We start from the raw sequence: 18,208 nt of genomic DNA on the forward strand, positions 1-18,208 counted from the left end.
GTTGACTGGGTCGTGCTGACCGCCGCCGTTGTCGGCCTCGGCGCCGCCGCACTGACCATGGTGCGTGGCCAGACCCAAGCCCTCACCGGCAAGATCTCGGGCTACCTGAGCACCGCAAGCGTCAACTCGACCTTCTGAGGCTGACCTCCCGAGCGGGACCAGAGGCCGCCCCTCGGGGCGGCTTCTCCATATCCCGCGCCACCGGCGCGACGGATACCACGATTTGCGCCCAGCGCCGCCGCAATCCCGCCACCTTGGCTTGTCACAATCACCGCAAGAGCTACCCCTGCTTCAGAGAGGATTTCGCATGAGCACCCCATTTTTGGCCAAACTCATCCGGCTGTGGCGCGGCGACGACGGGGCTGTGACCGTCGACTGGGTTGTGCTGACGGCGGCTGTGGTCAGCCTCGGCGCCCTCGCCGGCGGATCCATCTGGTTTCAGACCGGCCGGATCTCGGGCGACATCGCCACTTTCGTCGGCGCACAAGAGCTGAACTCGACATTCTGACCGCAACTTGCCCGCCTGCGGGTCATCGCGCGCGACACCCGCCGCGCCTGCGCCGCGACCGGGCCATCATTGCGCCGCATTCGCCTGCAAGACAGGCGGCGTTGCGCTTTCCAGGAAGGGAAACCCCATGCGATTGATTTTCGGCCTCGTCCTGGCCCTCGGCATCGCCCTCGCTGGATTCGCGGTGCACATGGCCCAAGGCTATATCTCTCAGGCTCAGGCGGAGCGTGATTACCTGCGCCAGGCACAGGCACAGGCGCCGGTGCTCGTCGATCTGGTCGTCGCCAAACGCCCGCTGCAATATGGCGAGCGGTTCAGCATGAGTGATCTGACCACCATCCGCGTCGAGGCGGGCAAGGTGCCCGAAGCCAGCTTCAGCCAGATCGTCGCGCCGATGACCCCCGATGCGCCGGTCAAACCGGTGTTTTTCGAGGGCGAAACCCGCCCGCGTGCCGCCCTGCGCAGCTATGAGCCCTTTGAGCCGCTGCTGGCGACCAAGATCACCGAACCCGGTGTGGACGCGGGCATCATGGCCAATCTGTCGCCGAACATGCGCGCCTTTACCATCAACGTCGATCTGGCCACGGGCGTCTCGGGCTTTTTGCGGCCGGGCGACCGGGTGGATGTCTATTGGTCGGGCCGGTCCGGCGACCGCGATGTCGCCAAGCTGCTGGAAACCAACCTCAAGGTCATCGCCATTGACCAAAGCGCCGATGCCGACCGCTCGGAGGCGACGATGATCGCCCGCACCGTGACCACCGAAGTCAGCCCGGAGCAGGTGGCCGCCCTGACACTGGCACAATCGGCGGGCAAGCTGACGCTCTCGCTGGTGGGGGCCGCGGACACGATGGTTGTCGGGGCCATCGAGATTGACCGGGACTCGCTGCTCGGCATCGTTGCGCCGCAAGAAGCGGTGAAGGTTGAGGCACCGCGCGTCTGCACGATCAAGACCCGCAAAGGCACCGAGATGGTGGAAACCGAGATTCCCTGCACCAACTGACATGCCCAACCGCGCGCCGCGCCGTCCCGATCCGGGGCGGCGTTTTGGCATCCGGGCAATCGGAGGTGCAAGAATGGCACCGCAAGCGGTTGATTCTTGCAAAAATTCACCAACTCGCGCATGGTGCCCGGAACTAGGGCAGACGAGACCCCGCAAAGGGGCACAGAGACCCATAGATGTGGCGTGATCGGAGAGGCAGGATCACAATGAGTATGAACAAGATTTTCAGGGCAGGCCTTATGGGCACAGCGATCGCCCTGGCTACGGTTACCCTGCTGTCGCTGGCCCCCCATCCGGCGCTTGCCGAAACTCTGCGCGTGATGACCGGGTCGACGTCAGCGCCCTTGCAGGTGCCGATGAACCGCGCGGTGGTGGTGGAAAGCGACGAGCCCTTTGCCGAGCTCTCGATCGCAAACCCCGGCATCGCCGACATCACCACGCTGTCCGACAAGACCATTTACGTGCTGGGCAAGGTGCCCGGCCGCACGACGATGACGATCCTCGGGCCGGACGGCAAGCTGATCACCAATGTCGAAGTGCAGGTCACCCCGGACATCGCCGAATTCAAGGAACGGCTGGGGCAGATCCTGCCGGGCGAGCCGATCGAGGTGCGCACCGCCAATGACGGCATCGTGCTCTCGGGCACGGTGTCCTCCGCGTCCAAGCTGGACCGCGCCCTTGACCTCGCGCAGCGCTATGCGCCGGACCGGGTCTCGAACCTGATGAGCGTCGGCGGCACCCAGCAGGTGATGCTGAAGGTGCGCTTTGCCGAAATGCAGCGGTCGGTGTCCAAGAACCTGTCGTCCTCGCTGGGGATCAGCGGCACCACCTCGGGCGGCAATCTGGGCGTGATCGGCGGCAGCGGCAATTTCACCGGCAATGGCGCGATTTCGAATGCGTTCGACAATGGCACGATGCCGATCAACTCTGACGCGAACGGCGCACTGGGTCTGGGCTTTACCGCCGGCAATCTGCAATTCGCAGTGCTGCTGGAAGCGCTGGAAGCCAAAGGGGTCGTGCGCACGCTGGCCGAGCCGAACCTGACCGCCCTCTCCGGGCAGGAAGCCAAGTTCCTCGCGGGTGGCGAATATCCGATCCCGGTGATCAGCGACAATAATATTGCCATTGAATACAAACCCTTCGGGGTCGAGATGGCCTTTACCCCGCGGGTGGTGGATGGCGATCTGATCAACCTGACCATCAAATCCTCGGTCTCGTCCATCGACACCACGGTGACGATGAGTTCGGGCGGCTTCAGCGTGAACGCCTTCAAACGGCGCGATGCGGAAACCACGGTCGAGATGCGCGACGGCGAGAGCTTTGCCATCGCCGGCCTGTTGCAGGATGATTTCAACGATCTGAATTCGCAGGTGCCCTGGCTGGGCGACGTGCCGGTGTTGGGCGCGCTGTTCCGCAGCGCCGATTATTCGCGCAAGCAATCCGAGCTGGTGATCATCGTGACGCCGCATCTGGTCAGCCCGACGCGCGGCGAAGCGCTGGCGCTGCCCACCGACCGTGTGCGCCCGCCGAGCGAGTCTGAACTGTTCCTCTTTGGCAAAACCCAGGGCAGCAGGCCCACGGGTGCTGCGGCCGAAGTCGCCAAGCAGGACTTTTCCGGCTCCTATGGCTATGTGATGGAGTGACGTGATGCGGCGCAGCCTTGGATTGAGCATGACCCTGCTGGCGGGCGCCCTCGCTCTGGCGGGCTGCGGAAACGAAGCCGGTGCGGATTACGACGGCGGCGATTTCGGCAATGCCACGATGAACAACACGCTGGTGCAGTCGGGCGAGCGGGAATACGCAATCAGCCTGACGCAGAAATTTGCCTCTGAAGTGCCCAATACGGTGAATTTTGCCTTCAACTCTGCGGTCCTCGACGGCAGCGCGATGGTGATCCTGTCGAAACAGGCCAATTGGATCCGGCAATTCCCCGAGATCCGTTTCCGCGTCTACGGGCACACCGATCTTGTGGGCAGCAACGCCTATAACAAGGCGCTGGGGCTGCGCCGTGCGCAGGCGGTGGTGGCCTATCTGGCGCGCCAGGGCATCAGCCGCTCGCGGCTTGAGGCCGTCGTTTCCTTTGGGGAAACCCAGCCGCTGGTCTACACCCAGTCGGAAAACCGCGAAAACCGCCGCACGGTGACCGAAGTGTCGGGCTTTGTGGAGCGCCGCCCGCAGCTGTTGAACGGCAAATATGCTGCCGTGATCTTCCGCGAATATGTGGAAAGCGCCACGATGCGCGACATGGGCGCCTCTGTCGGTGACGCCACCTCTCCCGGCGGCTGAGACTGATCCGAATCGCGCGACAATCGCCCCTCTTGAAAGGCGGTCTTTGGCAACAAAGACCGCCTTTCGCGTCGGATCGTCACCCAAAGTCGCATAATTACGCGGATGCGGCCCCATTCTCGCCCGAATTCCAAGTGATTTTGATCCTCGGCAGAAGAGGCACGACAAGCGAGTCGCGCCTGGACCTCGATGGGACCTGAAGAGAGACATGAAAATGACCAACAGGATCACCGTCGCGCTCCGCGTACAGAAGGACGCCAAGGAATGAGTGTTGCAGCAGTGTTGAAGCCTGAACCCGCGCCCATCCGCGCCTGCACGATTTCGCGCGACGTGTCGAATTTCGATCTTCTGATCGAAGACATGGAAACCGAACTCGGTGAAAGCTGGGGCGACCTGACCTTTACCGATGCACAGATCTTCCTGCATCAACCCGAAAGCGCCATGCTCGAATTCGTGGCCATCGCGGTGGATGACGAGGATGAACAGGATCTGCACCGCATCTCTTCGATCATAACCACCGCCAAGGAGAAAGGGATCCGCGTGATCCTGATCGCCGAAGAGGTGAGCCCGATCGCCCTGCATCAGCTGTTGCGTCTGGGGGCGGATGATTTCGTGCCCTACCCGCTGCCCGAGGGCGCCCTGCACGAGGCGATCGACCGCCTGCAGGAAAGCGCCCTGCCCGCCGCCGCGCCCGCATTGGCGGCCGTGCCCGCCACGGCGGCCCCCAGCTTCAAGGCGACCGGCGGCCGCGATGGCGTCATCCTGCCGGTGCATGGCATGGCGGGCGGCACCGGGGCCACCACCTTCGCGGTGAACCTGGCCTGGGAACTGGCCACCATCGACAAAAAGGGCGGGCCGCGCGTCTGCCTGCTGGATTTCGATTTCCAATATGGCAGCGCCTCGACCTATCTCGACCTGCCGCGCCGCGAGTCAATCTTTGAGCTGTTGACCGACACCGCCCATATGGATGCCGACAGCTTTTCGCAGGCGCTTTTGACCTTTAACGACCGTTTGCACGTGTTCACGGCGCCTGCCGACATGCTGCCGCTCGACATTGTCAGCTCGGAAGACATTGGCCGCATCCTCGATATGGCGCGGGCGAACTTCGACTATGTCGTCATCGACATGCCGACGACCGTGGTGCAATGGACCGAGGCCGTCCTGAATCAGGCGGATGTGTATTTCGCCATGCTGGAACTCGACATGCGGTCGGCGCAAAACACCCTGCGGATGATCCGGGCGCTGAAATCCGAAGGGCTGCCGGCGGAGAAACTGCGCTTCGTGCTGAACCGCGCGCCGAAATTCACCGATCTCACCGGCAAGGCCCGTGTGCGGCGTCTGGCCGAAAGCCTCGACATCGCGATCGAGGCGCAACTGGCCGATGGCGGCAAGGCGGTGACGCAGGCGAATGACCACGGCCTGCCGCTGGCGGAAACCGCCGCCAAGCTGCCCCTGCGCCGTGACATCCAGAAACTGGCGAAATCCCTGCACGATCTGAACCGCGCCGCAGCTGATACCGGCCGCGGCTGAAAGGCTAATCATGTTCTCGCGTTACAAAAAATCCGGCACAGATACGGCCAAGCCCGCCCCCGCGATTGCGGCCCAGCCCAGCCCTGCGACGGCCCCCGCCCCCGCCAGCGCGGCCGCCGTGACGCCGTCGGTTCAGCGCAGGGTGGCGCCGCAGCCGATGGCTTCTCTTGCCGTGGCCGTGGACAAGGAAAAGAAACGCAAAGAGAAGATGAGCGAGCTGAAGCAGGCGCTGCACAAGCGGCTGCTGGATGATCTCAACCTTGCCGCGCTCGAAAGTGCCTCGGAAAAGGATCTGCGCGCCGAGATTGCCGCGATCACCACCGAGGGGCTGACCGAGATGGCGGTGGCGCTGAATGCCACCGAACGCGCAACGCTGAACCAGGAGCTCTATGACGAGGTGATGGGCCTCGGCCCACTCGAACCCTTGCTGAAAGACGATACGGTCAACGATATTCTGGTGAACGGCCCGCAGCAGGTTTTCGTCGAGCGCGCGGGCAAGCTGGAGCTGACCGACACCACCTTCAAGGATGAAAAGCACCTGCTTCGGATCATCGACAAGATCGTGTCGGCGGTGGGGCGGCGGGTTGACGAATCCAACCCCTATGTCGATGCCCGTCTCTCCGATGGCAGCCGTTTCAACGCCATGGTGCCGCCGGTGGCGGTGGATGGCAGCCTGGTCTCGATCCGGAAGTTCAAGAAGGAAAAGCTGGGCATCGACGATCTGGTCCGCTTTGGCGCCTTTACCGAGGAAATGGCCGCCTATTTGCAGGCCGCCGTGTCCACCCGCCTCAATGTCATCGTGTCGGGCGGGACGGGTTCGGGGAAAACCACCACGCTGAACGCGCTCTCGTCCTTTATCGACAACCACGAGCGCATTCTGACCATCGAGGATACGGCCGAACTTCAGCTGCAACAGATCCATGTCGGCCGGATGGAAAGCCGCCCGCCCAACGTTGAGGGCAAGGGCGCCGTCACCCAGCGCGACTGTTTGCGCAACGCGCTGCGGATGCGGCCCGACCGGATCATCGTGGGGGAAACCCGGGGCGAAGAGGTCATCGACATGTTGCAGGCGATGAACACCGGCCATGATGGCTCGATGACCACGATCCACGCCAACTCGGCGCGCGATGGCGTCAGCCGTCTGGAGAACATGATCGCCATGTCGGGGATCGAGATGCCGATCAAGGCCGTGCGCAGCCAGATCGCCTCGGCCGTCAACCTGATCGTGCAGGCCAGCCGGTTGCAGGACGGCTCGCGCCGCATGGTCTCGATCACCGAGATCACCGGCATGGAGGGGGATGTGATCTCGATGCAGGAGATCTTCCGCTACGAACGCCTCGGCCTTGCGCCGGATGGCAAGATCATCGGCCGTTTCACCGCCACCGGTGTGCGCTCCAACTTTGCCGACCGTTTCCGGCAATGGGGCTATGACCTGCCCGCCTCGATCTACGAACCTGTCGGGAATTAAAGGCCTTCGGGCCGGAGAGAGACCATGATCCTCAGCGCAACCCCCATCATCTACGGCCTGATCTTTGTCGCGGTGCTCTTGCTGGTCGAGGGGATCTATCTGCTGATCTTCGGCAAGTCGATCTCGCTCAACTCCAAGGTCAACCGGCGCCTTGACCTGCTGGAAAAGGGCGGGCGGCGCGAACAGGTGCTGGAGCAGCTGCGCAAAGAGGCCAACCAGCACAAGAATTCGCGCGGCATTCCGCTCTATTCGCTGCTGGCGACCAAGGCGCAAAAGGCCAATATCGCCTTCTCACCCGCCGCGCTGATCGGCGTCATGGGCTTGGTGTCGGTGGTGGCCTATATGGGGCTGTCGATCGGCACCGATGCCGCGCCGCCGGTGCGGGCGGTGGTGGCGGTGGCGATGGGCGTGGGCGGGATCTGGTTCTGGGTCTCGGGCAAGGCCAAAAAGCGCATGGCCATGATCGAAGAGCAGCTGCCCGACGCGGTCGAACTGATGGTCCGCTCCCTGCGCGTGGGGCACCCGTTCTCCTCGGCCATTCAGATCGTGGCCAAGGAAGTGCCCGATCCGCTCGGCTCGGAATTTGGCATCATCGCCGATGAATGCGCCTATGGCCGCAACGTGGCCGAGGCGATTTCGGATCTGGCGGAGCGGCTGGACATGCAGGATCTGCGCTTCCTCGCCGTGGCCATCTCGATCCAGCAGCAATCGGGCGGCAACCTGGCCGAGATTCTCGAAGGTCTGGCCAAGGTGATCCGCGCGCGGTTCCGCCTGTTCCGCCGGGTCAAGGCGATCACCGCCGAGGCGAAATGGTCGGGCGTCTTCCTCTCCGGCTTTCCCATCGCGGTGATGCTGATCATCCAGGTCGTGGCCCCTGATTATTACGACGGGGTCAAGGGCACCCCCTCGTTCATTCCGGCGGCGATTGTCGTCTTCGTGCTGCTGGGGATGAACTTCGCCTTCATGAAGATCATGACCACGATCAAGGTCTGAGGAGTGCCGCCATGCTGAACGAGTTGAACGCCAGTCTGACGCAGTTGCTCGGCCCGCTGGGGCCGGTGATTGCCTTGGCGGGTCTTGGCCTGCTGATGGTCGCGGGCACCCTGCCGATCATCATGAAGCGCAAGCCCGACCCGTTGGACAAACTCCGCGCCAGCACCGCCGAGGCCCGCGCGGTCACGGCGGGCGGTGGTGCGGGCGGCCCCTCAGGCCGGGCCAAGCTGCGCCACGGTTCCGGCACCGACAAGCTCGAGAAATTCGCGGGCTTTCTCGAACCGCAGACCGAAGCCGAAATGTCCGCCTCGCGCATGAAAATGACCCGCGCGGGGTACCGCGGCAAAAACGCGGTGCGCACCTTCCATGCCAGCCAATTTGCGCTGGGGCTGACCATGCTGATCCTGGGGGTGGCCTATGCGATGATTTCATCGTCGCAGGGCGAGATTTCCTCGACCCAGATGATCATGGCAGTGCTGGTGCCCGGGGCGGCCGGGTATTACCTGCCGGTCTATTGGGTCAACCGCCGCATCCAGACCCGCGCGCAAGAGATGCAGGACGGTTTCCCCGATGCGCTGGACATGCTTCTGGTCTGCGTCGAGGCCGGGCAATCGCTGGATCAGGGGATCATCCGCGTCTCGAAAGAGCTGGAGAAAGGCTATCCCGCGCTGTCGGAAGAGTTTGAGATCGTCGCGCATGAGATCAAGGCCGGCAAGGAAAAGACTGCCGTTCTGCGCAGCTTTGGTGAGCGGTCAGGCGTGCAGGACATCGCCTCTTTCGTCACCGTGATGATCCAGTCGCAGACCTTCGGCACCTCGATCGCCGATTCCCTGCGCGTCTATTCCAGCGAAATGCGCGACAAGCGGGTGATGCGCGCCGAAGAGGCCGCCAACAAGATCCCGACCAAGATGACGCTGGGCACGATGATGTTCACCGTGCCGCCGCTGCTGATCATCCTGATCGGGCCTTCCATTCACGCCATGCTGGAAACTTTCAAGCAGATCGGGCAATGATCGGGGGGACTGTTCCCGCCCCTCACGCCAGATCCTGAAAGCCCCCCAATGCCCTCCCGTGCCCCCCTGTTTCCGCGGCGTATCCTGCTGAGTGCGATGCTGCTGGTGGCGCTGCTCACGGCCTGCGGGCCGGACACCCTGCGCGAGGCCAAAAATTCGCCCTACGCGCCCGGCACCGCTGGCGGCACGGCGGTGGACGGGCTGATCGTGGGCCACCGGCTGATGGCGGCGGGGGAATATGAGCTGGCCCTGCGCGCCTATTACCGCGCGGCGGGCGAACAGGGGGCCACGGTCGATGTGCTTTCCGCCATCGGTTCGGCCAATCTCAAACTGGGGCGGCTGGGGCAGGCCGAGCAGATCCTGCGCCGCGCGACAGAAGCGGACAAAGGTTTTGTCCCCGCCTGGAACAACCTCGGCGTCGTGCTGATGGAGCGCGGCAAGGTGGCCGAGGCGGCGCGGGTCTTCCAGACCGCCTATGCGCTCGACAGTGGCGAAACCGACTCCATCCGCGAAAATCTTCGTCTGGCGCTCGCAAAATCGCAGGGCACCGCGTATGCTGCCCCTGAAACCGGCAGGTTCAAACTGATGCGGCGTGGCAATGGCGAATATCTGCTGCTGTCACCTCACTGAGGCGGATGCCGGAAGAGGCCCGAGCAAAGGACGCAGAAATATGCGCCACCCCTTATTGATCGCAGCTTTGTGCGGCGGCGCCCTGATGCTGGGTGCCTGCAACCGTTCGGTGGATGCCGAATCCAAAGAGGCGCTGAAATCGGTCAATGTGATCGATGAGACCAATCTGTCCGACATCATGCTGACCGTCGGCGATCCGGCAGAGGCCGTGGCCTATTTCCGCCGTTCCTCCAGCGAAAACCCCGACCGGATCGACCTGAAACGCGGTCTGGCGAAATCGCTGATCCGCGCCAAACAGCCTTCGGAGGCGGCAAAGGCCTGGGCAGGCGTGGTCGCCATGCCCGCCTCGACAGCCGATGACAAGGTCAATCTGGCCGATGCGCTGATCCGTGCCAATGAGTGGAAGCAGGCCGAGCAGGTGCTGAATTCGGTGCCCCCCACCCATGAGACCTTTCAGCGCTACCGGCTGGAGGCGATGGTCGCCGACAGCAACAAGAACTGGAAAAAAGCCGACAGTTTCTATGAAATCGCTGCCGGGCTGACCACGACACCGGGGGGCGTTTACAACAACTGGGGCTTCTCGAAACTGTCGCGCGGGGATTATCCCGGCGCCGAGAAACTCTTTGGCGATACGCTGCGCTATGAGCCGGATCTGTTCACCGCCAAGAACAACCTCGTGCTCGCCCGTGCCGCACAACGCAAATACGATCTGCCCGTGGTCTCGATGTCGCAGGTGGAAAAGGCGCAACTGCTCTATACGGCGGCGCTGTCGGCGATCAAGCAGGGCGATGTGACCATCGGCAAGGGCCTGCTGCAAGAGGCGGTCGACACGCATCCGCAGCATTTCGACGAGGCCGCCCGCGCGCTGGCCGCCCTTGATGCCGCCCCGAGCAAAGGCTGATCCATGCTGTCCCTGACCCCTGCCGGTGCGGCGCTCGTGTTCCTGGTGCTGGTCAGCCCGATCTGCGCCTGGGTGGCCTGGTCGGATGCGAAATGGATGAAAATTCCCAACAGCGCGGTGCTGGCGCTGATGCTGGTGTTCCTGATCGCCGGGCCTTTGGTGATGCCGCTGGAGGCCTGGGCCTGGCGCTGGAGCCATTTTCTGGTGATGCTGGCGCTGGGTTTCGTGCTGAACCAGATCGCGCATTTCGGCGCAGGAGACGCCAAGTTCGGCGCAGCAATGGCGCCGTTCTTCGCCAGCGCCGACCTGCCGCTGGTGCTGAAACTGCTGACCGCTTTCCTGCTTGCGGCCTTTGCGGCGCACCGGCTGTTCCGGGCCCTGCCCGCCGCCCGCGCCATGGCCCCGGATTGGGTCTCCTGGCGGCGGGCGGATTTCCCGATGGGCCTCGCGCTGATCGGCACGCTCTGGTCCTATCTGTTTCTGGTGGCGATCAGCGCCTGATCAGGGCTGCGCAGGCGGTACCGGTTTCAACAGCACATAGGTTTCGGTGCGGCGCATCTCTTGCAGGCCCCAGCCCTTGGCGGTCACCGCATCGAGAAAATTCTGACGCACGCTGCTGGCCATCGGGCAGAGCGGCACCACGACGTAATCTGCCGCTTCCAGCCCCGGCGCGCCCACATAATACCAGGGGGCGGCACCTTTCACCGGCTCAAAATCCCCGAAGAGCCAGAACTGGTTGAACAGATCCGTCGACAGGATCGCGCTGCCGCCATATCCCGCCGCGGTCAGATCCCGCGCCGCCTGATCAAACCATGCGCCGTAACCGTTGTTCATCTCGCAACGCGGCAGGGTTTCGCCGTTCAGGATGGCATCCTGATCCGGATTTCCGTGCGAATCCGTGGCCTTGACGCTGGCCGCATAGAGGGCATAGGCGGGGCCTGCCTCACGGCCACGGTTCATCAGACGCACATCGTAAAACCGCCGGGTCTCGATCAGCAGATCGGCGTTTTGCGGCTGCGCCGTCACCAACGCCGAATAGCCCTGGCTCGGGATCCCCAGATGCCGGACCGCGCTGAAGGCCATATCGGTCAGCGAGGCGGCCCCGCCGATCAGCGCCACCCAGCCGGTCACGGTCAGCGCCTGCCGCAGGTTCCAGCCCATCGCATTGCGCCGCTCTGCCCCGGGGCGCAACTGCACCAGCATCAGCGCCAGAAAGATCAGCCATTGCGGGTCATTGCCGAAATTCTGATAGGTCACATAGATAAAGGCCGGCGCGAGAACGAGCAGCAAGAGCCCCTCCACCATCCGCCCCGCCTGGCGCAGGAAGACCACCCCCGCCAGAAGCGCGAGCGAGCTGGCCAGATAGGCAGGCCCGCCGATCACCGATGAAAGCGGCAGACCGGGGGCAGAGCGCGTCGGGGATTGCGCCACGGCGGTCAGATCCTGCAAATAGGCCAGCCAGAAGGCCATCCCCCAGCACGCCGTCACCGCACCCGCCACAACGAGGCCCGCCACAAGGGCGCTCAGCAGCATCCGCCCCTCGCGGCGCAGCACCAATGCCAGCAGGATCGCCGGGGCGAAGGCCATGAAATAGGTAACCTTGATCAACACCAACCCCGCCATGGCAAGGCCGATCAACGCGCCGTCCAGCAGGGGACGCGCGCGGCCCGCGGTCGGCGGCAGCACCGCCAACCCCAGCGCGATATAGGCCAGCGCCCAGGCCCAGCGGTTGTAATGCATCGAAATCGCCACCGATCCCTGCGCCGCGCCGTAAACCAGCGCCATGCAAAGAAGGAGCACATAGAAGGCAAAACCATAGGCCAGCCCGCCCGAAAACCGTGACCGCGCCACCCGCAGCACCGGCAGGAACAGCACCAATGCCACACCGATCTGCCCGGCCAGAATGGCATGGCCAATGCCCAAGCCCGCCTTCACCGCCAGCTCGAACGGCACCAGCGCCAGCACCCCGATCGGCGTCATGAAATCCAGATGCGGCACCTGACCCTTTTGCGCCATCCGCAGCACCATATCCGCCAGATGTAGGGCATCGCCCTCAAACCGGTCGATGAACAGCGCCCCGTGCAAAAACGGCAGTCCGCCGAGGATCAGCACCACGGCCAGCATGAACAGCACCAGCCTGCCGCCGCTCTGCCGTCGCGTTCCCGCAATCTCCGCGACCTCTGCCGCCTTGCTCTCTGCCCCTGCCATCCCAGCCTCTCCGTGCTTTTTCCCTTTTTCGGCCACAATGGCCGGGCAGGTTTGCCCTCAGATAATCTCTCAATGCCCTTTTAGCCGCATCTGATGGCGTGAAAATGGCAAGAGCCGGAAAAGAACAGGAAAACCGCGATGAATGCGATCACCGGAACGGTTAACCCCGACGCCCCCGCCCCGGCACCCTATGCCGGTGTGCCCGCCCCTGTGCCGCCCAGCGCGCTGGCCGATGTGGGCATTTCGCCGGTGATGATGCGCGACATCCTGCTGAAAACCATGTTCCGCACCAATATGGACACCGCCTCCGGTCTGGCACGGCTGATCGCGCTGCCGCTGGGTCTGACGCAAGAGCTGATCGATCTGGCGCGCGGGCAAAAGCTGGTCGAGGCCACCGGCACATTGCACGCCAATTCGGGCGGCGAGATGGGCTTTCAGCTGACCGACGGCGGCAAGGCACGCGCCCTCGATGCGCTGGCGCAATCGGAATATTACGGCGCGATGCCGGTGCCGCTGGAGGCCTACCGCCTTCAGGTCAAAAAGCAATCCATCCGCAATATCGCGCTGACGCGGGCACAGCTGACGCAGGCGATGGGGCATCTGATCCTGCCGCCGACGCTTCTGGATCAGCTGGGGCCTGCGGTCTCCTCGGGCCGTTCGATCCTGATGTACGGGCCGCCGGGCAACGGTAAATCGTCGATCTCCAACGGCATCCGCGACGCCTTGGGGGATAAGATCTACATCCCCCGCGCCATCGAATATGCGGGTCAGGTGATCACCGTCTACGACCCGATCGTGCATTCGGCGGCGACCGAAAGCGTGGATGACCCGAATTCCCTGCGCAAATCTGCCCGCCGTTTTGACACCCGCTATGTGCTTTGTGACCGCCCGACGGTGATCACCGGGGGCGAGCTGTCGCTGGATATGCTCGACCTCACCTATAACCCCACCGCCCGCACCTATACCGCGCCCTTGCAGCTGAAATCCTCGGGCGGGGTGTTCATCGTCGACGACCTTGGCCGTCAGGCAGAGCCGCCGCAGAAGCTGGTCAACCGCTGGATCGTGCCGCTGGAAGAGGGGCGCGATATCCTTGCGCTGCAATCGGGCGAGAAATTCGAAGTGCCCTTTGACACGCTGGTGATTTTCTCGACCAACTTCCACCCGAACACGATTTTCGACAAGGCAGCGCTGCGGCGGATCTTTTTCAAGATCAAGATCGACGGGCCGAACCAGCAGGATTTCCTGAAAATCTTTGCCCTCGTCGCCCGCAAGAAACAGATCCCGCTGAACGAGGCGGCGCTTCGCCATCTTCTGGGCGCGAAATACCCCGAGATAGACAATGTCTATGCCAATTATCAGCCGGTCTTCCTGATTGATCAGATGCTGGCGATCTGCGCCTTTGAGGGCATCCCGCCGCAGATGAGCCCCGAGCTGATCGACCGCGCCTGGGCCAATATGTTCGTCACCGACGAAGAGATCATGCACTAGGCGCGGGGCCCGCCCCTGCCCCCTTGGCAGCGGCGGACGGCGGGTTAGATTGGGGGCATGCAGCACAGTGCCCCGCCCCTGCCCCCCCTCCTGCCGCCCGTGCTTGCCGATTGGTTTGCCGCGCGCGGCTGGCAGCTGCATCCGCATCAGCGCGCGATGCTGGCCAAGGCCGAGGCCCCGGCGCTTCTGCTGATTGCCCCCACCGGCGGCGGCAAGACTTTGGCCGGGTTCCTGCCGGTGCTGGCCGATCTGGTCGCCACCCCGCGCGCCGGGCTGCACACGCTCTATATCTCGCCGCTGAAAGCGCTGGCGGCGGACATCCGGCGCAATCTGACCGGGCCGGTGGCGGAAATGGGCCTGAATATCCGCATTGAGGACCGCACCGGCGACACCAGCCAGAGCCAGCGCCGCCGCCAGCGCGCCGATCCGCCGCAGATCCTGCTGACCACGCCGGAAAGCCTCGCGTTGCTTTTGTCCTATGAGGATGCGCCGCGGATCTTTGCCGGGCTGCAGCGGGTGATCGTGGATGAGATCCACGCCATCGCCGACAGCAAGCGCGGCGATCAGCTGATGCTCGGCCTCGCGCGGCTGGAAAGCCTCTCCCCCGGGCTGCGCCGCGTCGGCCTCTCGGCCACGGTCGAGGACCCGGCGGCGTTGGCGCGGTTTCTGGCACCTGAGGGGGCGGAAATTCTGACCGCCGATCCCGGCCCCGCTCCTGACATTGCGATGTTGAATGATCTGCCGCCCGCGCCCTGGTCGGGCGGTGGCGGTCGCCATGCGATCCCGGCGATACTGGAGGCGGTCCGCGCGCACCGCACCACCATCATCTTTCACAACACCCGCGCGCAGGCCGAGTTGTTCTTTCACGAGCTGTGGCTGGCCAATAGTGAGGATCTGCCGATCGGCATCCACCACGGCAGCCTTGCCCGCGACACGCGCGAGCGGGTGGAGGCGGCGATGTCGGCGGGGGAATTGCGGGCGGTGGTCGCCACCGGCAGCCTTGATCTCGGCATCGACTGGGGCGCGGTGGATCTGGTCATTCAGGTGGGTGCGCCGAAGAACGTCAAACGCCTCGTGCAGCGCATCGGCCGCGCCAATCACCGCCACAATGCCCCCTCCAAGGCGCGTCTGGTGCCCGCCAACCGTTTCGAGGTGGTGGAATGCATCGCCGCGCTGCAGGCCGCAGCTGAGGGTGATCTGGACGGCGAGCCGCGCGGGCCGGGGCCGCTGGACGTGCTCTGCCAGCACCTCCTGCTGACCGCCTGCGCCGGGCCCTTTGCCGCCGAGGCGCTGTATGGCGAGGTGAGGCGCGCCGGGCCCTATGCCGGGCTCAGCCGCGCCGATTTCGATGCCTGCCTCGATTTCTGCGCCACCGGCGGCTATGCCCTGCGCGCCTATGACCGCTGGCGGCGGCTGATGCTGCGCGACGGGTTGTGGCAATTGCGCGATCCGCGCGCCGCCCGCGATCTGCGGATGAACATCGGCACCATCGTCGATACCGAAACGCTGAAGGTGCGGATGGGCCGCATGGGCGCGGCTCTGGGCGAGGTGGAGGAAAGCTTTGCCGCCAGCCTGACCGCCGGGGACACGTTTTTGATGGGCGGCCAGATCGTGCGCTATGAGGGGCTGCGCGAAATGGTGGTCGAGGTCAGCCGCGCCCCCGGCCGCAGCCCGAAAGTGGCGGTGTTTTCCGGCACGAAATTCGCCACCTCCACCCAGCTCTCGGCCCGCATCCTGCGCCTCTTGCACAGCCCCGACGGCCTGCCCGACGACACGCGCGACTGGCTGCGCCTGCAGGCCGAGGTTTCGGCCCTGCCCGAACCCGGCCGCCTCTTGGTGGAGAGCTTTCCGCTGGAAGAGCGCCACTACACCTGCTTTTGGGGCTTTGCCGGGCGCAATGCGATGCAGACCCTCGGCCTGTTGCTCACCCGGCGCATGGAGGCGGCGGGGCTCGACCCTTTGGGCTTTGTCGCCTCGGATTACGCCACGCTGATCTGGGGGCTGGAGCCGGTGCGCGACCCCGAAGCGCTTCTGGACCCCACGGGCCTGCGCGAGGGGCTGGAGGGCTGGCTGGCGCAAAACGCGGTGATGAAGCGCGCCTTTCGCAATGTGGCCACCGTCGCCGGGCTGATCCAGCGGCAGCTGCCGGGGCAGCGCAAATCCGGGCGGCAGGCGACATTCTCGACCGACATTCTCTATGACACGCTCGCGCGGCACGACCCCGACCACCTCTTGCTGCGCGTCACCCGGGACGAGGCGATGCGCGGGCTGATCGATTTCGCGCGTCTGGACGAGATGGCCAGCCGCACCCAAGGCCGCATCGACCTGATCCGCCTTGACCAGCTGCCCCCCCTTTGCGCGCCGCTCCTGCTGGAGCAGGGCCGGGTGCCGGTGCAGGGCGCGGGGCGCGAACGGCTCTTGGCCGAAGAGGCCGCGCGTCTGCTGCGCCTGGCCGGATGGGAGGGGGCGGTATGACCCATCACGGCTTCCGCGCGGCGGGTATCGCGCTTGAGGCGCGGGCGAGCGGTGCGCTCTGGCTGCCCGAGGGGCGCATTCTCGTGGTTTCGGACCTGCATCTGGGCAAATCCGAACGCATTGCCCGGCGCGGCGGCACGCTGCTGCCGCCCTATGACACCACGGAAACCCTCACCCGGCTGGATGCAGAGATCAGCGCCACGGATCCGGCGCAGGTCATCTGCCTCGGGGATAGTTTCGATGACCCAGCGGCGGCGCAGCTGCCCGAAACGGCACAACTGTGGCTCACGCGCCTGATGGCGGGGCGTGACTGGGTGTGGATCGAGGGCAATCATGATCCCGGCCCCGTCGCGCTGGGGGGCAGTCATCGCGCGAGCCTGAGCATCGGCCCGCTGCTCCTGCGCCATATCGCCGAGGCGGCTCAGCCGCAGGGACAGCTGGAGATTTCCGGGCATTACCATCCCAAAGCGCGGCTGGCCGGACAGAGCCGCCCCTGTTTCCTGCGCGACGCGCGACGGGTGATCCTGCCCGCGTTCGGGGCCTATACCGGCGGGCTATCGGTGCGCGATCCGCTATTTTCCGCCCTGTTCGGCGCAGAGGCGCTGGCAGTGCTGACCGGACGGCGGGCCTTGGCGGTGCCGCTGTCGGCGGTGGGATAGCCCTGCTGCACCACCGCCTCCTGATAGGGGCGCGACACCGGCACCTCGCCGCCATCGGCAAGGATCAGAAACAACCGGCCCGACCGGCGCACAACACCCTGCACCGCCGCATGCGCCACCCAATGCGAGCGGTGCACCTGCATCCCCGCCTCCGGCTCCAGCAGGGCCAGCGCATCCGAGAATCGCAGCAAAAGACGGGTGTTGCCCGCTTCGGTGACCACGTCGATGTAATGGTCCCGCCCGCTGAACCGCAGCAGCGGGGCGCGGTCGGCGGGGTCCAGCCGCGCCAGCAGCGCCGCGCCCGGCAGGGCCGCCGCGCGGGCGGTCTCTTCCGCCGCCACCGGCTCTGGCAGGCTGCCCTCGACCGGGGGTGCGGCCGATGCGGGCGGCGCTGCGACAGGGGCGGCTGGCGCGATCACCTGCCGCAAGCTGCTTACCCAGAGCGATGCCACCCAGGTGTAGAGCCCGATGTGCCAGAGCGGCGGCAGCAACTCGGCAAAGAGCGGCGGCGCAAAGCTGCGCACCAGAAACCACAACAGCGGCGCAAACAGCACGCTGATCAGGCTGGCACAGGCAAAGGACAGCGCCCAATACGGCCAATGCCCGATCAGGACGATCAGCACCGCCCGCACCAAAGTGCCCAGAAACAGCCCAAGGCCGAGAATGGCCGGCCAGTACAGCAGACGCTGCTCAAAACTGAGGATATGGATGGTCTCGAACGGGCCGCTGCCAACTGCGAACAGCGAAAAAGCCAGCAGGGCGATCAAGACCGCCGGGGCCTGACCCGCGGCCCGCCACTGCGCCAAGACTTGCCTGAAAAACTGCACTCGCAGACCCGTTAATACTCTATCCTTTCACGCGATACCTGCGCAGACCTGTGCTTTCAATGGCCGGACCGTGATTTTGTTCATAAATTCGCCCCGCTTGGGCAACAGGGCCCCCGCTCGGCTGTACAGGCGCGGCATCCGGGGACATGCGATCTCTCACCGCCCGGGGGCACCAAAGGCATCCGGCACGATTCGCCGCGCCGCGCGCCGCCCCAGAGGGCG

16 protein-coding genes are annotated in these 18,208 nt (G+C 64.9%); 14 read left to right on the forward strand and 2 right to left on the reverse strand.

The window, feature by feature from the left end; all coding sequences use genetic code 11:
• Window positions 1-307 precede the first annotated feature (307 nt).
• From ACEN2S_RS12870 to ACEN2S_RS12920, 11 genes are all read left to right on the forward strand, one after another.
• On the forward strand, window positions 308-508 hold the full coding sequence (locus tag ACEN2S_RS12870) for a hypothetical protein (protein ID WP_441866561.1): 201 nt from the start codon (window positions 308-310) through the stop codon (window positions 506-508).
• A gap of 127 nt (window positions 509-635) precedes the next feature.
• Window positions 636-1,508, forward strand: a complete 873-nt coding sequence (gene cpaB, locus ACEN2S_RS12875) for a Flp pilus assembly protein CpaB (protein WP_441866562.1) — start codon at window positions 636-638, stop codon at window positions 1,506-1,508.
• A gap of 206 nt (window positions 1,509-1,714) precedes the next feature.
• Window positions 1,715-3,151 (forward strand): type II and III secretion system protein family protein, encoded by a 1,437-nt coding sequence (locus tag ACEN2S_RS12880; protein ID WP_441866563.1) that lies wholly within the window; start codon window positions 1,715-1,717, stop codon window positions 3,149-3,151.
• 4 nt (window positions 3,152-3,155) lie between these two features.
• Window positions 3,156-3,794 carry an OmpA family protein gene (locus ACEN2S_RS12885; RefSeq protein WP_441866564.1) on the forward strand — a complete coding sequence of 213 codons (639 nt, stop codon included), beginning with the start codon at window positions 3,156-3,158 and terminating at the stop codon, window positions 3,792-3,794.
• 264 nt (window positions 3,795-4,058) lie between these two features.
• Window positions 4,059-5,324, forward strand: coding sequence for an AAA family ATPase (locus tag ACEN2S_RS12890; RefSeq protein ID WP_441866565.1), 1,266 nt, complete (start codon window positions 4,059-4,061; stop codon window positions 5,322-5,324).
• Window positions 5,325-5,334: 10 nt separating this feature from the next.
• The gene (locus tag ACEN2S_RS12895) at window positions 5,335-6,792 is read left to right on the forward strand and encodes a CpaF family protein (RefSeq protein ID WP_441866566.1); all 1,458 of its coding nucleotides are present in this window, start codon (window positions 5,335-5,337) and stop codon (window positions 6,790-6,792) included.
• Window positions 6,793-6,816: 24 nt separating this feature from the next.
• Window positions 6,817-7,785 (forward strand): type II secretion system F family protein, encoded by a 969-nt coding sequence (locus tag ACEN2S_RS12900; protein ID WP_441866567.1) that lies wholly within the window; start codon window positions 6,817-6,819, stop codon window positions 7,783-7,785.
• An 11-nt stretch (window positions 7,786-7,796) separates the two neighbouring features.
• Window positions 7,797-8,798, forward strand: coding sequence for a type II secretion system F family protein (locus ACEN2S_RS12905; protein WP_441866568.1), 1,002 nt, complete (start codon window positions 7,797-7,799; stop codon window positions 8,796-8,798).
• A gap of 48 nt (window positions 8,799-8,846) precedes the next feature.
• Window positions 8,847-9,428, forward strand: a complete 582-nt coding sequence (locus ACEN2S_RS12910; protein WP_441866569.1) for a tetratricopeptide repeat protein — start codon at window positions 8,847-8,849, stop codon at window positions 9,426-9,428.
• 40 nt (window positions 9,429-9,468) lie between these two features.
• Window positions 9,469-10,329 (forward strand): tetratricopeptide repeat protein, encoded by an 861-nt coding sequence (locus tag ACEN2S_RS12915; protein ID WP_441866570.1) that lies wholly within the window; start codon window positions 9,469-9,471, stop codon window positions 10,327-10,329.
• 3 nt (window positions 10,330-10,332) lie between these two features.
• A complete protein-coding gene (locus tag ACEN2S_RS12920; RefSeq protein ID WP_441866571.1) occupies window positions 10,333-10,830 on the forward strand; it encodes a prepilin peptidase in 498 nt (165 codons plus the stop codon).
• On the opposite strand, the gene ACEN2S_RS12925 is transcribed toward ACEN2S_RS12920, so the two are convergent.
• The gene (locus tag ACEN2S_RS12925) at window positions 10,831-12,537 is read right to left on the reverse strand and encodes a hypothetical protein (protein WP_441866572.1); all 1,707 of its coding nucleotides are present in this window, start codon (window positions 12,535-12,537) and stop codon (window positions 10,831-10,833) included. It lies immediately after the preceding gene.
• 138 nt (window positions 12,538-12,675) lie between these two features.
• On the opposite strand from ACEN2S_RS12925, the gene ACEN2S_RS12930 reads away from it, so the two are divergent.
• The 3 genes from ACEN2S_RS12930 to pdeM are packed head-to-tail and all read left to right on the forward strand — an operon-like array spanning window position 12,676 to window position 17,159.
• Window positions 12,676-14,025, forward strand: coding sequence for an ATPase (locus tag ACEN2S_RS12930; RefSeq protein WP_441866573.1), 1,350 nt, complete (start codon window positions 12,676-12,678; stop codon window positions 14,023-14,025).
• 57 nt (window positions 14,026-14,082) lie between these two features.
• On the forward strand, window positions 14,083-16,500 hold the full coding sequence (locus tag ACEN2S_RS12935) for a ligase-associated DNA damage response DEXH box helicase (RefSeq protein WP_441866574.1): 2,418 nt from the start codon (window positions 14,083-14,085) through the stop codon (window positions 16,498-16,500).
• Window positions 16,497-17,159, forward strand: coding sequence for a ligase-associated DNA damage response endonuclease PdeM (gene pdeM / locus ACEN2S_RS12940; RefSeq protein WP_441866575.1), 663 nt, complete (start codon window positions 16,497-16,499; stop codon window positions 17,157-17,159). The genes ACEN2S_RS12935 and pdeM overlap by 4 nt, the downstream gene beginning before the upstream one ends.
• On the opposite strand, the gene ACEN2S_RS12945 is transcribed toward pdeM, so the two are convergent.
• Window positions 17,042-17,986, reverse strand: coding sequence for a LytTR family DNA-binding domain-containing protein (locus tag ACEN2S_RS12945; RefSeq protein WP_441866576.1), 945 nt, complete (start codon window positions 17,984-17,986; stop codon window positions 17,042-17,044). The genes pdeM and ACEN2S_RS12945 overlap by 118 nt on opposite strands.
• Window positions 17,987-18,208: the final 222 nt, after the last annotated feature.

It is taken from the genome of Phaeovulum sp. W22_SRMD_FR3, assembly GCF_052113705.1.
Lineage (GTDB): Bacteria > Pseudomonadota > Alphaproteobacteria > Rhodobacterales > Rhodobacteraceae > JBGQOG01.

Bases quoted from the DNA above. Each gene is read 5' to 3' on its own strand.
- ACEN2S_RS12870 (WP_441866561.1), top strand. From the start codon at position 308: ATGAGCACCCCATTTTTGGCCAAACTCATCCGGCTGTGGCGCGGCGAC.
- cpaB (WP_441866562.1), top strand. From the start codon at position 636: ATGCGATTGATTTTCGGCCTCGTCCTGGCCCTCGGCATCGCCCTCGCT.
- ACEN2S_RS12880 (WP_441866563.1), top strand. From the start codon at position 1,715: ATGAGTATGAACAAGATTTTCAGGGCAGGCCTTATGGGCACAGCGATC.
- ACEN2S_RS12885 (WP_441866564.1), top strand. From the start codon at position 3,156: ATGCGGCGCAGCCTTGGATTGAGCATGACCCTGCTGGCGGGCGCCCTC.
- ACEN2S_RS12890 (WP_441866565.1), top strand. From the start codon at position 4,059: ATGAGTGTTGCAGCAGTGTTGAAGCCTGAACCCGCGCCCATCCGCGCC.
- ACEN2S_RS12895 (WP_441866566.1), top strand. From the start codon at position 5,335: ATGTTCTCGCGTTACAAAAAATCCGGCACAGATACGGCCAAGCCCGCC.
- ACEN2S_RS12900 (WP_441866567.1), top strand. From the start codon at position 6,817: ATGATCCTCAGCGCAACCCCCATCATCTACGGCCTGATCTTTGTCGCG.
- ACEN2S_RS12905 (WP_441866568.1), top strand. From the start codon at position 7,797: ATGCTGAACGAGTTGAACGCCAGTCTGACGCAGTTGCTCGGCCCGCTG.
- ACEN2S_RS12910 (WP_441866569.1), top strand. From the start codon at position 8,847: ATGCCCTCCCGTGCCCCCCTGTTTCCGCGGCGTATCCTGCTGAGTGCG.
- ACEN2S_RS12915 (WP_441866570.1), top strand. From the start codon at position 9,469: ATGCGCCACCCCTTATTGATCGCAGCTTTGTGCGGCGGCGCCCTGATG.
- ACEN2S_RS12920 (WP_441866571.1), top strand. From the start codon at position 10,333: ATGCTGTCCCTGACCCCTGCCGGTGCGGCGCTCGTGTTCCTGGTGCTG.
- ACEN2S_RS12925 (WP_441866572.1), bottom strand. From the start codon at position 12,537: ATGGCAGGGGCAGAGAGCAAGGCGGCAGAGGTCGCGGAGATTGCGGGA.
- ACEN2S_RS12930 (WP_441866573.1), top strand. From the start codon at position 12,676: ATGAATGCGATCACCGGAACGGTTAACCCCGACGCCCCCGCCCCGGCA.
- ACEN2S_RS12935 (WP_441866574.1), top strand. From the start codon at position 14,083: ATGCAGCACAGTGCCCCGCCCCTGCCCCCCCTCCTGCCGCCCGTGCTT.
- pdeM (WP_441866575.1), top strand. From the start codon at position 16,497: ATGACCCATCACGGCTTCCGCGCGGCGGGTATCGCGCTTGAGGCGCGG.